This window comes from Salmonella sp. SG203, from assembly GCF_013350575.1.
Classification (GTDB): domain Bacteria; phylum Pseudomonadota; class Gammaproteobacteria; order Enterobacterales; family Enterobacteriaceae; genus Salmonella; species Salmonella enterica.
Genome location: NZ_SNMT01000009.1, coordinates 57,774 through 73,134 on the forward strand (window position 1 = coordinate 57,774; position 15,361 = coordinate 73,134).

The 15,361-nt window shown below is 54.6% G+C and carries 12 protein-coding genes and 1 pseudogene; 4 read left to right on the top strand and 9 right to left on the bottom strand.

The features are described from left to right. Positions 1 to 37: 37 nt before the first annotated feature. From proY to phoB, 4 genes and pseudogenes are all read right to left on the bottom strand, one after another. A complete protein-coding gene (gene proY / locus HV477_RS14385) occupies positions 38 to 1,408 on the bottom strand; it encodes a proline-specific permease ProY (protein ID WP_001727981.1) in 1,371 nt (456 codons plus the stop codon). Positions 1,409 to 1,482: 74 nt separating this feature from the next. Beyond that, positions 1,483 to 2,804 (bottom strand): annotated as a pseudogene (brnQ, locus tag HV477_RS14390) (branched-chain amino acid transporter carrier protein BrnQ). A 408-nt stretch (positions 2,805 to 3,212) separates the two neighbouring features. Continuing rightward, the gene (gene phoR, locus HV477_RS14395; protein WP_079899097.1) at positions 3,213 to 4,508 is read right to left on the bottom strand and encodes a phosphate regulon sensor histidine kinase PhoR; all 1,296 of its coding nucleotides are present in this window, start codon (positions 4,506 to 4,508) and stop codon (positions 3,213 to 3,215) included. Between the two features lie 69 nt (positions 4,509 to 4,577). Then, the gene (gene phoB / locus HV477_RS14400; RefSeq protein ID WP_000113921.1) at positions 4,578 to 5,267 is read right to left on the bottom strand and encodes a phosphate response regulator transcription factor PhoB; all 690 of its coding nucleotides are present in this window, start codon (positions 5,265 to 5,267) and stop codon (positions 4,578 to 4,580) included. 214 nt (positions 5,268 to 5,481) lie between these two features. Here phoB and sbcD point away from each other — a divergent pair, with 214 nt between their 5' ends. The 3 genes from sbcD (at position 5,482) to araJ (ending at position 11,166) form a co-directional block, all read left to right on the top strand. Then, entirely contained in the window at positions 5,482 to 6,684 is a 1,203-nt protein-coding gene (gene sbcD / locus HV477_RS14405) for an exonuclease subunit SbcD (RefSeq protein WP_001221263.1), read from the top strand. Next, on the top strand, positions 6,681 to 9,821 hold the full coding sequence (sbcC, locus tag HV477_RS14410) for an exonuclease subunit SbcC (RefSeq protein WP_079899096.1): 3,141 nt from the start codon (positions 6,681 to 6,683) through the stop codon (positions 9,819 to 9,821). The genes sbcD and sbcC overlap by 4 nt, the downstream gene beginning before the upstream one ends. Positions 9,822 to 9,993: 172 nt before the next feature. Beyond that, on the top strand, positions 9,994 to 11,166 hold the full coding sequence (araJ, locus tag HV477_RS14415) for an MFS transporter AraJ (protein WP_000755625.1): 1,173 nt from the start codon (positions 9,994 to 9,996) through the stop codon (positions 11,164 to 11,166). 19 nt (positions 11,167 to 11,185) lie between these two features. Here the strand turns inward: araJ and mak are convergent, their stop codons facing one another. Then, positions 11,186 to 12,094, bottom strand: coding sequence for a fructokinase (mak, locus tag HV477_RS14420; protein ID WP_001219273.1), 909 nt, complete (start codon positions 12,092 to 12,094; stop codon positions 11,186 to 11,188). A gap of 125 nt (positions 12,095 to 12,219) precedes the next feature. Between mak and rdgC the strand changes: the two genes are divergently transcribed. Next, entirely contained in the window at positions 12,220 to 13,131 is a 912-nt protein-coding gene (gene rdgC, locus HV477_RS14425) for a recombination-associated protein RdgC (RefSeq protein WP_000964305.1), read from the top strand. A gap of 37 nt (positions 13,132 to 13,168) precedes the next feature. Here rdgC and ppnP read toward each other — a convergent pair whose 3' ends face one another. From ppnP to aroL, 4 genes are all read right to left on the bottom strand, one after another. Next, positions 13,169 to 13,453: a pyrimidine/purine nucleoside phosphorylase gene (ppnP, locus tag HV477_RS14430; RefSeq protein WP_000941953.1), complete on the bottom strand. Its 285-nt coding sequence runs from the start codon at positions 13,451 to 13,453 to the stop codon at positions 13,169 to 13,171. 70 nt (positions 13,454 to 13,523) lie between these two features. Further along, positions 13,524 to 14,201, bottom strand: coding sequence for an AroM family protein (locus tag HV477_RS14435; RefSeq protein WP_001276437.1), 678 nt, complete (start codon positions 14,199 to 14,201; stop codon positions 13,524 to 13,526). Positions 14,202 to 14,451: 250 nt separating this feature from the next. After that, positions 14,452 to 14,643 carry a protein YaiA gene (gene yaiA, locus HV477_RS14440; RefSeq protein WP_001143161.1) on the bottom strand — a complete coding sequence of 64 codons (192 nt, stop codon included), beginning with the start codon at positions 14,641 to 14,643 and terminating at the stop codon, positions 14,452 to 14,454. Positions 14,644 to 14,669: 26 nt separating this feature from the next. Next, positions 14,670 to 15,215 carry a shikimate kinase AroL gene (gene aroL / locus HV477_RS14445; RefSeq protein WP_000983569.1) on the bottom strand — a complete coding sequence of 182 codons (546 nt, stop codon included), beginning with the start codon at positions 15,213 to 15,215 and terminating at the stop codon, positions 14,670 to 14,672. Positions 15,216 to 15,361: the final 146 nt, after the last annotated feature.

The window sequence follows — 15,361 nt, forward strand, 5'->3', positions numbered from 1 at the left end:
CTGTTGCCTACAGACCGGATAAGGCAGAGAAAAACGACTACGCCTGCGCCAATTGACGGTCGCGACGGCGTTTAAACATCCAGCCAATCAACAGCAGAACTATCCAGGCGAAGCCCACATACAGTGAGATGCGGGTATCCGGATGGTAGCCGATAAGCGCAATAATGAAGACCAGGAAAATCAGACCCGCTATCGTCGTGACGACACCGCCCGGCACCTTAAATTTCAGCGCTTTTACCTCTTCCGGCGGTAAACGACGACGGAAGGCGATTTGCGACAGCAGGATCATAATCCATACCCATACCGTCGCAAACGTCGCCAGCGAAGCAATCACCAGGAAGACGTTTTCCGGCATGATGTAGTTCAGGTAAACCGCAAACAGCAGCGCAATCGTCATCACCAGCACAGTGACCCACGGAATACCACGGCGTGACGTTTTGGCAAAGATTTTCGGCGCGCTCCCCTGCTCCGCCATACCATGCAGCATACGGCCTACGCCAAACACATCGGAATTGATAGCGGAAAGCGAGGCGGTCAATACCACAAAGTTCAGAATGCTGGCGGCAAAGGTAATCCCCATATGCTGGAACGTCAGCACAAATGGGCTGCCGTTTGTGCCGACCTGATTCCACGGATAGATAGACATAATGACGAACAGCGTGCCGACATAAAATACCAGGATACGCATCGGTACTGAGTTAATGGCGCGCGGAATGGATTTCTCCGGGTCTTTCGCTTCCCCGGCGGTGATACCGATAATCTCAATCCCGCCGTAAGCGAACATCACCATTTGCAGCGACATGATCATTCCCAACCAGCCATTGCTGAAGAAGCCGCCGTTGCTCCACAGGTTATGAATGCCGGTCGGCTGCCCGCCGTTGCCAATTCCCCACACAATGATGCCGATACCCGCGACAATCATGATAATAATGGTGGCGACTTTGAAGAAGGAGAACCAAAACTCCAGCTCGCCGAACACCTTGACGCTCATCAGGTTGATGGCGCAAATGATCAGCACCACGCTAAGCACCCAAATCCAGTGCGGCACGGCGGGGAACCAGACTCCCATGTAAATGCCGAACGCGGTCACGTCGGCAATGGCGACGATCAGGATCTCAAAACAGTAGGTCCAGCCGGTAATGTAGCCCGCAAGCGGGCCGAGGTTTTCCTGCGCATAGCGCGAAAATGAGCTGGCGGCAGGGTTGTGAACGGACATTTCCCCCAATGCGCGCATAATGATATATGCCGCGACCCCGCCAATAATATAGGCCAACAGCACGCTCGGCCCCGCCATTTTGATGGCGTCCGCCGAGCCGTAAAACAGGCCGGTGCCGATTGCCGAACCTAATGCCATAAAGCGAATGTGCCGGGTGCTCAGCCCACGCTTTAGCTTATTATTGCTTTCCATCAATTTCTGACCTATCAACACAATAAAAAACCACGGGGCGTTAAGCCCCGTGGTGTACACATATGTCAGCGATTTTAGTGAGCGCTGGAGGTCACCTGCCGACCCGCCGCGCGATCCCAGATAATCGCCAGGATCACCATCACCACCGTTGGCATCAACCACGCCAGTCCCTGTTCCGCCAGCGGCAAACGCTGACTCCAGGCTGGCAGCATATCGCCAAAGGCAGATGCTTTGATGCCGTCAAGGATACCAAAAAGCAGACTGATAAACATGGCCGGCGCGATGATACGGGTGGAATTATGCCACCATGAGCGGGTAAAACTTAATACAACCAGTGCGATACACGGCGGATAGATAGCCGTCAGCACCGGAATGGAGATTTGAATCAGATGGCTCAGTCCGAGGTTTGACACCACCATAGAGAAGCCGCCGAGAATAAAGACCAGCGTGCGGTAAGACAGCGGAATATACTGCGCGAAAAACTCAGCGCAGGCGCAGGTCAGCCCCACCGCCGTCACCAGACACGCGATAAAGATCAGCGCCGCCAGCAGGAAGCTTCCCGCGCCGCCAAAGGTATGCTGAACGTAGGCATGAAGAATCGCCGCGCCGTTCGCTGACTGATCGACCAGCGTCGCGCTATCAGAACCTAAGCGGAACAAGGCAAGGTAAAGCAGCGTCAGCCCCACGCCCGCCATCAGGCCGGCCCAGACCGTGTAACGCGTCAACAGGCGCGCTTCGGTAACGCCGCGAGAACGCGCCGCGTTCACAATAACGATACCAAACACCATCGCGCCCAGCGTATCCCCATCGTCAGATAGCCGTTCACAAATCCGTTAGAAAAGGCCGCATTCTGATAAGCGTCCAGGGCGTTGCTGATTGGACCGGCAGGCCAAACGATAGCCGCGACGGAAAGGATGACCAGCGCAATAATTTTCAACGGCGCCAGGAAATTCCCCACCGTATCCAGCAGCTTACCCGGATAGAGGGAAACCAGAATAACAATAGCGAAATAGACCACGCTGTAAATCAGCAACGGCATTGCAGAATCGCCGGTCAACGGAGCGATACCGACCTCAAACGACACCGTCGCGGTACGCGGCGTCGCAAATAACGGCCCGACGGCCAGATAGCAAACGGTCGCCAGCAGGAGTCCCGCCACTTTACCAATCGGCGTACTGAGGCTGTCTACGCCGCCGCCGACTTTCGCCAGCGCCACAACAGTAAGAACCGGTAGCCCTACGGCGGTAATCAGAAAGCCAATAGCGGCTGTCCAGACGTGTTCACCCGCCTGCAAACCGACCATAGGAGGAAAGATAATATTGCCTGCGCCAACGAACAGCGCAAATGTCATAAAGCCCAGGGCGATGATATCGCGCGATTTTAACTGATGGGTCATAAAGTCTTACTGCCTGTGGATGGTGATGTTGTAAACATTAAAATTTTTGCCTTTCCCGGAGGATTATAAAGCGGCGTTTTTTATCAATTTCAGCGGGAAAAGCTCCCGGACCGATGCGGCGAAGAATTGTTTTTCGATTTACCGCGCAAATGCAGTCGTAATGACAGCACCTGAAGCGCAATTTAAACGCTTATAACGTTTTAAAGCAAGGTGGGATCTAAAAACCAGATGAATATAGCGATATGAAATTTGCAACCAGAATAAAACACCATTCTCATGAAAAAGTTATGGCTAATCATGCGAACAAAAAATCACCAAACGTTGAATGTTTCAACGAGCCCGTCTTAACTGCAAAGAAAATAAGCCAGCATCCGCTGGCTTATGGAAAGTTATACTTACGAAAGGCAATTAATCGCTATTTTTGGCAATTAAACGTTCCGGCAGCACAAAGCTAAATCGCGTTCCTTTGCCAGGCGAACTGTCGATTTCAAGGCGGCTTTCATGGTGATTCAACGCATGTTTCACAATCGCCAATCCCAGGCCGCTGCCGCCCGTTTGCCGCGAACGCGCTTTATCGACACGGTAGAAGCGTTCGGTCAGACGAGGAATATGCTCGGCAGCAATCCCCGGACCGTTATCTTGAATGCAAAATTCAGCGCCATGCGCGGCACGTCGCCAGCTCACCGTAATATGCGTTCCCGCCGGCGTATGGTTTACCGCGTTATACACCAGGTTTGAGATCGCGCTACGTAGCTGCTCTTCATTGCCCAGAACGCTAAGACTATCGTCGACCTCAAACGTAAAGGTGTGTTTCTGCTGGCTGAGCGTCTGCACTTCACGCTCCACGACCCGCAGCATCATTGGTACATCCACTTTTTCATTTAATAACAGCGCCGGGGCCGCCTCAATTTTAGACAGCGTAAGCAGTTGTTTTACCAGCCCTTCCATACGATACGTTTGCTCGCGCATCGTATGCAGCGCTTTCTCTCGCGTCGCCCCTTCCAGCGCCTGTTCCTGCATCATTTCCAGATAGCCTTGCAATACCGTCAGGGGCGTACGCAACTCATGGCTAACGTTGGCGAAAAAGTTACGTCTGGCGCCTTCAAGCTGATGCATTTGCGTTACATCGCGCGCCACCATCAGGAGTTGTTTATCGGTATAAGGCATGACGCGGATCTCCAGATGCCGTCCGGTATTGAGCACCAAATGAAGCGGACGGGTGAAATCACGCGTTTTTAAATACTGGGTAAACTCCGGATAACGCAGTAGATTGAGAATATTCTGCCCGTTGTCATCCGGCCAGCGTAGCCCCAATATCTGTTGCGCCAAACCGTTACACCAAAAAATGCCGCCCTCTTCTGTGGTCAGTACCACGGCATCAGGCAGCGACTCCGCGCCGCTGCGAAAACGTTTAATCAGGTTCCCCAGCTCGCGGCGACGCTTCTTATTTCGCAACTGCATCTGGTGTAAACCGTATAACAGCGGTTCCCAACTTCCCCGTCCCGGCGGCGGCGTCATACTTCTGTCGACCCAAAGCCACCAGGAGAGGCGTAATAAATTCCAGAAATGCCAGACAAGCAGTCCCGTCACCGCCGCCAGTAAAAACCACGGCAGATAACCAAAAAAAGCGCTAAGGATAAGCGCGGGGATGCAACAGAGCACCAGCTCCAGCACCAGCCTTTTCCATGACAGCCGTTCCAGCACGCGTCATACTCCCTCAAGAATGGAAAGCCTTCTCCGCCAGAAACCTGTGTTCTACTGGCGGAAAAGGCATTAAAAGCGGGTCGAAAAACGATACCCTGTCCCGCGTACCGTTTGCACCATCCGGTCGTGGCCGCTGTGCTCCAGCGCCTTACGCAAACGGCGAATATGCACGTCGACCGTCCGGTCTTCAACGTACACATTGGTGCCCCAGACATGATTGAGTAGCTGTTCGCGGCTGTAAACCCGTTCCGGGTGCGTCATAAAGAAATGGAGTAATTTAAATTCGGTCGGCCCCATATCCAGCGGGCTGTCGCCGGTCATCACGCGGTGAGAGCCGGGATCAAGGCTCAGTCCCTGCATCTCGATCACCTCTTCGACCGCCATCGGCGAGATACGCCGCATAACGGCTTTAATGCGCGCCACCAACTCCTTGGGGGAAAACGGCTTGGTAATGTAATCGTCAGCGCCGGTTTCCAGCCCGCGCACACGATCTTCTTCCTCACCTCTCGCGGTCAGCATAACCACAGGAATATCCCGGGTCATGGCCTCACGTTTGAGATGTTTAATAAACTGTAACCCTGACCCGCCGGGCAACATCCAGTCAAGAAGGATGAGATCCGGCCAGGGTTCATTAAGTTTATTCACCGCACTGTCATAATCTTCGGCTTCTACGGGCTGAAAGCCATTTTGTTCGAGCACGAAGCACACCATTTCACGGATCGGCGCCTCATCTTCTACGACCAGAATACGTCTCGCCATAATTTGCCCTGTTAGTCGTTAGTTATCAATGCCGCGCCATTATGCGTCAGATTTATGACAGATTTATGAAAAAAAAAGGCGGCATTGACAGCATGTTGATGATTTATGACACCGGTGAAACCGTGCATTACCGTGTACCGGCGGTAAATTGCGCCCAAAAATGGAGGGGATGACGTGTATAATCCCGTTCACGCTTTTTTTGCATGGAACAATTATGCGCATCCTCCACACCTCTGACTGGCATCTGGGACAAAATTTCTACAGTAAAAGCCGCGCCGCGGAGCATCAGGCTTTTCTGGACTGGCTGCTGGAGACCGCGCAGGCCCATCAGGTGGATGCCATTATTGTCGCTGGCGATATTTTTGATACCGGTTCGCCGCCAAGCTATGCCCGAGAACTTTATAACCGTTTCGTCGTTAATTTACAGCAAACGGGCTGTCATCTGGTGGTGCTGGCCGGTAATCATGATTCCGTCGCCACGCTAAACGAGTCGCGCGACATTCTGGCGTTTCTCAATACAACCGTGATCGCCAGCGCGGGCTATGCGCCGCGGCTACTTCATCGTCGCGACGGGTCTCCGGGCGCCGTACTGTGCCCCATTCCCTTTTTGCGCCCGCGCGACATTATTACCAGTCAGGCGGGGTTATCCGGCAGCGAGAAACAGCAGCAACTTCTTCATGCGATTGCCGATTATTATCAACAGCAATATCGGGAAGCATGCCAGCTACGCGGCGAACGAAAGCTGCCGGTTATCGCGACGGGGCATTTAACCACCGTCGGCGCCAGCAAAAGCGATGCGGTTCGCGACATTTATATCGGTACGCTGGATGCCTTTCCGGCGCAGCATTTCCCCCCAGCGGATTATATCGCATTGGGACACATTCACCGCGCGCAATGTGTCGGCGGCACAGAGCATATCCGCTATTGCGGCTCGCCCATCGCCCTCAGCTTTGATGAGTGCGGCAAAAGCAAATGCGTGCATCTGGTGACCTTCGACCAGGGGAAATGGCAAAGCACCGAAAGTCTGGCTGTCCCCGTGACTCAACCGTTGGCGGTTTTAAAAGGCGACCTGGCATCAATTACCGAACAGCTTGAGCAGTGGCGCGGCGTGGAGCAATCGCCCCCCGTCTGGCTGGATATTGAAATCACCACCGATGATTATCTGCACGATATCCAACGCAGAATACAGACGCTAACGGAGTCGCTACCCGTAGAGGTATTACTGGTGCGCCGTAGCCGCGAACAGCGCGAACGCTCGCTGGCGAACGAGCGGCGGGAAACATTAAGCGAGCTTAGCGTGGAAGAGGTTTTTGCGCGGCGTCTGGCGCTGGAAGCGTTAGATCCCCCGCAGCGCGAGCGCCTGAATCAGCTCTTTTCCAGCACGCTCTACGCGTTGAATGAGGAGCATGAGGCATGAAAATTCTCAGTTTGCGTCTGAAAAACCTGAACTCGCTGAAAGGAGAATGGAAGGTCGATTTTACCGCCGAACCGTTTGCCAGTAACGGGTTATTCGCCATTACCGGCCCGACCGGCGCGGGAAAAACCACCTTGCTTGACGCCATCTGCCTGGCGCTGTACCACGAAACGCCGCGCCTGAATACGGTATCGCAGTCGCAAAACGATTTGATGACGCGCGATACGGCGGAATGTCTGGCCGAAGTGGAGTTTGAGGTAAAAGGCGAAGCCTGGCGCGCGTTCTGGAGCCAGAACCGAGCCCGAAATCAGCCTGACGGCAATCTCCAGGCCCCACGCGTAGAGCTGGCGCGGTGTTCAGACGGAAAGATCTTTGCCGATAAGGTAAAGGATAAACTGGAGATGATCGCCACGTTGACCGGGCTGGACTACGGGCGCTTCACCCGTTCGATGTTGTTATCACAGGGGCAGTTCGCCGCCTTTCTTAACGCCAAAGCGAAAGAGCGCGCAGAGCTTCTGGAGGAGCTCACCGGCACTGAGATTTACGGGCAGATCTCCGCACAGGTATTTGAAAAACATAAATCAGCCCGTCTCGAACTGGAAAAGTTACAAGCGCAGGCCAGCGGCGTCGCCCTATTGGCGGACGAACAGTTACAGCAACTGGAAGCCAGTTTGCAGGCGCTTACTGACGAAGAGAAACGCCTGCTGGCCGACCAGCAGGTACAGCAGCAGCACCTTCACTGGCTGACCCGAAAAAACGAGCTCCACACTGAATTACACGCCCGGCAGCAGGCGCTGTACGCAGCGCAAGAGGCGCGAGAAAAAGCGCAGCCGCAGCTCGCGGCGCTGACTCTGGCGCAACCTGCTCGCCAGTTGCGTCCGCATTGGGAGCGCATTCAGGAACAAACCCGCGCCGTTGAGCGTGTTCGCCAGCACAGTGATGAAGTGAATGCTCGCTTACAAAGCGCGTATCGCCTGCGCCAGCGTATCCGCGCCTGCGCGCATCGACAATTCACGCAACTGAACGCCACAGGGCAGCGGTTGAAGACATGGCTGGCGGAACACGACGGCATCCGCGTCTGGCGCAGCGAACTGGCGGGGTGGCGAGCATTATTAACACAACAATCCCACGACCGGGCGCAACTGAGCCAATGGCAACAGCAGTTGCTGAGCGATATGCGTCAGCGTGATGCGCTACCGCCGCTCACGCTCGACCTCACGCCACAGGCGCTGGCGGAAGCCAGGGCATTGCATACCCGGCAGCGTCCGCTACGCCATCGTCTCGCCACGCTTCAGGGGCAAATTCTCCCGAAACAAAAGCGTCAGGCGCAGCTACAGGCAGCTATCGCGCGTCATCATCAGGAGCAGACGCAATACACCCAACGTCTGGCAGATAAGCGCCTGAGTTATAAGACTAAAGCGCAGGAGCTTGCGGACGTTCGCACTATTTGCGAGCAGGAGGCGCGCATCAAAGATCTGGAAAGCCAGCGGGCGCACTTACAGTCCGGCCAGCCGTGTCCGCTTTGCGGCTCGACGACGCACCCCGCCATCGCCGCCTATCAGGCGCTGGAACTGAGCGCGAATCAAACCCGCCGCGACGCGCTGGAAAAAGAGGTCAAAACGCTGGCGGAAGAAGGCGCTGCGCTGCGAGGACAGTTAGATGCCTTAACGCAACAATTACAGCGGGATGAAAGCGAGGCGCAGTCGTTGTTGCAGGAGGAGCAAGCGCTTACTGAGGAATGGCAAACGCTGTGCGCTACGCTGGGCGTTCAGCTCCAGCCGCAAGAAGACCTCGCTGGCTGGCTGACCGCCGCGGAAGAGCATGAGCAACAGTTGGATCAGCTCAGCCAGCGTCATGCTCTACAAACGCAAATCGCGGCGCATACTGAACAGGTAGCGCGCTTTACCGCGCAGATTGCACAGCGTCAGGCGTCGCTGACGGCTGATTTGGCGCAGTATACGCTTTCCCTTCCTGCGCCAGAAGACGAGGCTTCCTGGCTGAATGAGCGCGCCGACGAAGCGAAAATATGGCAACAGCGTCAGACAGAGTTCGCGGATTTGCAAACGCAGATCGACAGGCTTGCCCCGTTGCTGGAGACGCTACCGCAAACGGATACCGCGGATTCCGACGACGACGTGCCGCTGGATAACTGGCGGCAGACGCATGATGAGTGCGTGTCATTACAAAGCCAGTTGCAAACCCTGCAGGAACAGACGACGCAGGAACAGCAGCGCGCCGCCGAGGCGATAGCGCACTTTGATGCGGCGTTAAAAAATAGCCCGTTTGACAGCCAGGCAACGTTCCTGGCGGCGTTGCTGGATGAAGAGACCGTGACCCGTCTGGAAAAACAACAACAAACGCTGGAAAGTCAGCTACAACAAGCGAAGGCGTTAAGCGCGCAGTCCGCGCAGGCGCTGGCTGACCATCAGCAACAGCCGCCCGCCGGTCTGGCCCCAACGTGTACGGCGGAGCAGCTCGCGCAGCGGCTGGCGCAGTTGGCGCAACAACTGCGCGAGAACACGACACGCCAGGGGGAAATCCGCCAGCAAATTAAACAGGATGCAGATAATCGGCAGCGCCAACGCGCGCTGATGGCGGAAATGAAACAAGCCTCTCAGCAAGTGGAAGACTGGGGCTATCTCAATGCGCTGATCGGCTCTAAAGAAGGTGATAAGTTCCGCAAATTCGCCCAGGGACTGACGCTGGATAATCTGGTCTGGCTGGCGAATCATCAGCTCACCCGCCTGCATGGCCGCTATTTATTGCAGCGCAAAGCCAGCGACGCGCTGGAACTGGAGGTTGTCGATACCTGGCAGGCCGACGCCGTGCGCGATACGCGAACGTTATCAGGCGGCGAAAGTTTCCTGGTCAGCCTGGCGCTGGCGCTGGCGTTATCAGATTTGGTCAGCCATAAAACGCGCATTGATTCTTTGTTCCTCGACGAAGGCTTCGGCACGCTTGATAGCGAAACGCTGGACGCCGCGCTGGATGCGCTCGACGCGCTGAATGCCAGCGGGAAGACCATCGGTGTGATTAGCCACGTGGAAGCCATGAAAGAACGTATCCCCGTGCAGATAAAAGTGAAAAAAATCAATGGGCTTGGTTATAGCAAACTGGACAAAGCGTTTGCCGTGGAGTAACGCGAGTGTCATCCTGCGCACAGCATACCGTCATGACATAGCATAATAATGAATACACAAAGACGAATAAGGAATGGTATTACCTCGCGCTTATCCGCAAGCTATACGTTGATTGACTGTGACAATTCACAGCCACAGCGCGCGACATGCGTCTTCATTTTCGGCAGGTGGTATGAAAAAAGTTATTTTTTCTTTGGCGCTGGGTACGTTCGGACTGGGGATGGCCGAGTTTGGCATTATGGGCGTGCTGACGGAGCTGGCACGCGATGTCGGGATAACGATTCCCGCCGCCGGGCATATGATCTCGTTTTACGCCTTCGGCGTCGTGCTGGGCGCGCCTGTTATGGCGCTCTTTTCCAGCCGCTTTTCGCTTAAACATATACTGCTGTTTCTGGTCACGCTGTGCGTGATGGGCAATGCCATATTTACCTTTTCCTCGTCATATCTGATGCTCGCCGTCGGCAGACTGGTTTCCGGCTTTCCGCACGGCGCCTTTTTTGGCGTCGGCGCCATTGTCCTGTCAAAGATTATCCGCCCCGGGAAGGTCACCGCCGCCGTCGCGGGTATGGTTTCAGGGATGACGGTGGCGAATCTGGTGGGCATTCCGTTCGGCACTTACCTGAGCCAGGAATTTAGCTGGCGCTACACCTTTTTATTGATCGCGGTTTTCAACATCGCCGTGCTCACCGCGATTTTCTTCTGGGTGCCGGATATTCGCGACAAAGCCCAAGGCAGCCTGCGCGAGCAGTTCCACTTCTTGCGTAGCCCCGCGCCGTGGCTCATTTTCGCCGCCACGATGTTCGGCAATGCGGGCGTTTTTGCCTGGTTCAGCTATATCAAGCCATTTATGATGTACATCTCCGGTTTTTCGGAGACGAGCATGACGTTTATTATGATGCTGGTCGGGCTGGGGATGGTGTTAGGCAATCTGTTAAGCGGCAAACTCTCCGGCAGATATACGCCGCTGCGCATCGCGGTAGTAACTGACCTCGTTATCGTGCTCTCTCTCATGGCGCTCTTTTTCTTCAGCGGATACAAAACGGCATCGCTGACTTTCGCGTTTATCTGCTGCGCTGGTCTGTTTGCGCTCTCTGCGCCGCTGCAAATCCTGCTGTTGCAAAACGCCAAAGGCGGCGAACTGCTGGGCGCGGCGGGAGGGCAAATCGCGTTTAATCTCGGTAGCGCGATTGGCGCCTGGTGCGGCGGCCTGATGCTGACGCTAGGTTTTGCGTACCACTACGTGGCGCTTCCCGCCGCCCTGCTCTCGTTTTCCGCCATGTCGTCGTTGCTGGTATACGGACGTCTAAAACACAAGCAGCCATCGGTCACGCCGGTTGCCGGATGACGCCATCCGGCTAGAAACGTTACGCCAGCGGCCACAGCCAGGCCGCGCCGCGCACGCCGCTCGAATCGCCATGCCGCGCCTTACGTACCGGCGTCTCGCACTCGCCGCCAAAAACAAACGATTTCATCAGCGACGGAACCGTTTTGTACAGGCGCTCAACATTGCTCATACCGCCGCCCAGCACAATGACATCCGGATCCAGAATATTCACGACATGAGATAATGCCTTCGCCAGCCGTAGCTCATAACGGCTTATCGCCAGTTCCGCCACGGCGTCCTGCGCGTCGACCAGACGAATAATCTCATCGCCTTTTAGCGTTTTACCGCTCAAACGCTGGTAATCCGTGGCGAATCCCGTACCGGAAATAAAGGTTTCGATACAGCCTTGTTTACCGCAATAACAGGGAATTTCTTCGCGGTAACGCAACTCATCGTCATCCATCCACGGCAACGGATTGTGGCCCCATTCGCCTGCCGTACCGTTGCCGCCGATGTGCGCCCGGCCATTTAGCGCTACGCCCGCGCCGCACCCGGTACCGATAATCACCGCAAATACCGTTTGCGCCCCCGCCGCCGCGCCATCTACCGCCTCTGATACCGCCAGGCAATTGGCATCGTTGGCTAACCGCACTTCACGCTTCAGACGACGGCTCACATCGCTATCGAACGGCTGGCCGTTAAGCCACGTAGAGTTAGCGTTTTTTACCACGCCGGTGTAAGGCGAGAGAGAACCGGGAATGCCAATGCCAACGCTACCGGTCTGGCCGGTCGCCTGTTCCGCCATGTCGACCAGCGTAGCGATGGTTTCTATCGTTTGCTGATAATCCTCCCGCGGCGTAGGCAGACGATGGCGAAACCGCTGCTCTCCTGCATCATCAAGCGCAATGACTTCCGTTTTTGTGCCGCCTAAATCGATACCAATACGCACATACCGCTCCTCATTTTTTGGGAATATCAACAGGGTAGAATTCACCGTTCTGATTGGCAATGCAAGCCTGCCGACAATTCGTTACTATACCGCCTGGATTTAACGACAAGGCCGTGGAAATTATCATGCTGTGGTTCAAAAATTTAATGGTTTACCGTCTTAGCCGCGATATCACATTACGCGCCGAAGAGATGGAGAAACAGCTCGCCTCAATGACGTTTACCCCATGCGGTAGCCAGGATATGGCCAAAATGGGCTGGGTTCCGCCGATGGGCTCTCACAGCGATGCGTTAACGCACACCGCCAATGGCCAAATTATTATTTGCGCGCGCAAAGAAGAGAAAATCCTGCCATCGCCAGTGATCAAACAGGCTCTGGAGGCGAAAATCCAGAAACTGGAAGCCGATCAGGGACGCAAGCTGAAGAAGACGGAAAAAGATTCCCTGAAGGATGAAGTGTTGCATTCGTTGCTGCCGCGCGCGTTTAGCCGCTTCAGTCAGACAATGATGTGGATTGATACCGTTAACGGCCTGATTATGGTTGACTGCGCCAGCGCGAAAAAAGCGGAAGATACTTTGGCGCTACTGCGTAAAAGTCTTGGCTCGCTGCCAGTCGTCCCGCTGGCGCTGGAAAATCCGATTGAGCTGACGCTCACCGAGTGGGTGCGCTCCGGTACGGTCGCTCAGGGTTTCCAGTTGCTGGACGAAGCCGAATTGAAAGCGATGCTGGAAGATGGCGGCGTGATCCGCGCGAAAAAGCAGGATCTGGTCAGCGACGAGATCGCCGTTCATATTGAAGCGGGTAAAGTGGTCACGAAGCTGGCGCTCGACTGGCAGCAGCGTATTCAATTCGTCATGTGCGACGACGGCTCCATTAAGCGTCTGAAATTCTGCGATGAGCTGCGCGATCAGAACGAAGATATCGACCGGGAAGATTTTGCCCAACGTTTTGATGCGGACTTTATCCTGATGACCGGCGAGCTGGCGGCGCTGATTCAAAGCCTGGTGGAAGGATTAGGCGGCGAAGCGCAGCGCTAACCAGAGGGTCCCTCTCCGCCGGAGAGGGGACTCACCGTTACAAATAGCGGCACAGATACGAGGTGGGCTCAGCGACCTGTAGATGAAACTCGCTGTGGCCAGGCACGTTAAACACCTCACCGGCTGTATACACTTTCCATTCGACAGTTCCCGGCAACAGTACCTTCAACGCGCCGCTCACAACCGTCATCTCTTCGGGTTCGGCGGTGCCAAAGGTATACTCCCCTTCCGCCATCACACCAACGCTGGCCCGGCCGGTGCTACTGCTGGTAAATCCAATAGACTTCACTTTCCCGGAAAAGTATTCATTGCTTTGTAGCATAATCAGGCCCCGTCTCATTATTAAATTAACACTCAATATAGAGTCCTGACGTTCGGCCTGTCACGTAAAATTAGACAAGCAGTTCTGAAGCTAACCGCGCAATCAAAACATTAGAGAGTAAAACCGGCACATCCAGCGCCTGCTGTAAAATATCCCGATGACGCTGATGAAAACCCAGACAATCCAGCATAATGACGTCCGCGCCTTGATCCAGTAGCGCCTGCCCGGCATCAATTAACTGTTGCTCAGAACCGTGAACCGGATTCGCCAGCGAATACACCGGCGGCATTTGCAATACCTGCCATTTTTTCTCCTGGGCCGCCAGAAGTTCTGCAACAGGCACAATCACGCCCACCTGATGCCCATCCACAATAGAGGCGACAAGCGGTGGAATAATACGCAGCGGTTCAAGCAAAATAGAATTACGGGCTGCCATACTTTTAATCGCCGCGGTGCTCATCAGTATAATGACGTCATAACCCTGGTTATCCAGCACCTCGACAACGCTCTGTAAATCTCGCTCCACCTTCTGGCGGGAAACATGGGCTATCTGGTTATCATTCAGCAACGTCAAAAGCGGATCGTCGCCAGGCTCTACAGCGTAATCCGCCATAACGTCTTCCCGGCTCATTTTTCCCAGCAGGCTATGATGGGTGATGTGTTGTTCGTCGATGTATTCCGTCAGAAGCGGTAACACTTCGCTCATTGGCACAACGCCGATTGTGAGGATTGCCAACGACGCACTCATTTTTATTCCACCTTATTACTTCGTCGTAATTCCCGGGCAAATATTCACACGCTCACCGCGCTACCTGCCCTACAAATCTCAGAAAGCGTAGCAGCAGATGAGCAACGTATTGTGTAAAGATTCCAAATAACTCCAATATTGTATTGTTATCGCTTAATTTACGGTTTTAGTTGCCAGTATAAATGTTTCAAGAATGTGATGGAGATACAATTTAGGGGTACTCAGAATCCCTTCCGAGTGGTTCATGCGTCTATGATTTATCCGGATCTTCGTAACGTTTTTTCGCATCCATCGCTTCTTCTGCGGTCGGATGCTCGCTGATGAGCGAATCAGGTTTCGGATGGTCAGCCCGTAGCTGATACCACGTCACCGTCTGGCCCGGCGTGCCTTTTTCAATGGTGACGATATAAGCTTCCCGCGGATAAGGTGGTCTGGTTGGCATAGCGTTTCCTTTATTCTGGGTGAGCGTTAAGTATAGACATCTCCCTGTAACCGTTGCGTCGACGGCGGCAGCGCCGCAATAATTTCAGAAACGACCTGGGCCGGCGCTTTCGTCGCGTCAATAATGTAATGCGCCGTTTCGCGATACAACGCGTCACGCTGCTCAAGCACTTCCCGAACCTCTTCGCTCAACGGCTTGCCGGTGAGGGTCGGGCGCAGATCCGCTTCAGGTTCAGCCTCAAGCCGGTTAACCAGCGTGGATACCGGCGCGCACAGATAAATCACTACGCCAACACGGTGCATATAACGTCGGTTATACTCCGTGAGAATAATACCGCCTCCTGTCGCCACGACAGTCGAAGGCGCGCTTACCGCTTCCAGAGCCGCGGTTTCCCGGGCGCGGAACCCTCCCCAGCCTTCTTTTTCAACGATATCAGCGACGCTCATCTGCACGTGCGATTGCAGCCAGCGGTCGGTATCTGCAAACCGAAAACCGGTTGCCTGCGCCAGCGCCATACCGATGGTGGTTTTCCCACAGCCCCGCGGGCCAACAAGATAAAGAGGTTGCATCATAGCAGGCGTTCCCCCAGGAACTGCGCATACGCAGGATTTGATATCAGCAATGTTATAATCATATCATCTAACTAGTACAACACATAAATGTAAATAATAATTTACACAAAGGTACTAAAGTCACAATATTAGTACTATAGCAAGAA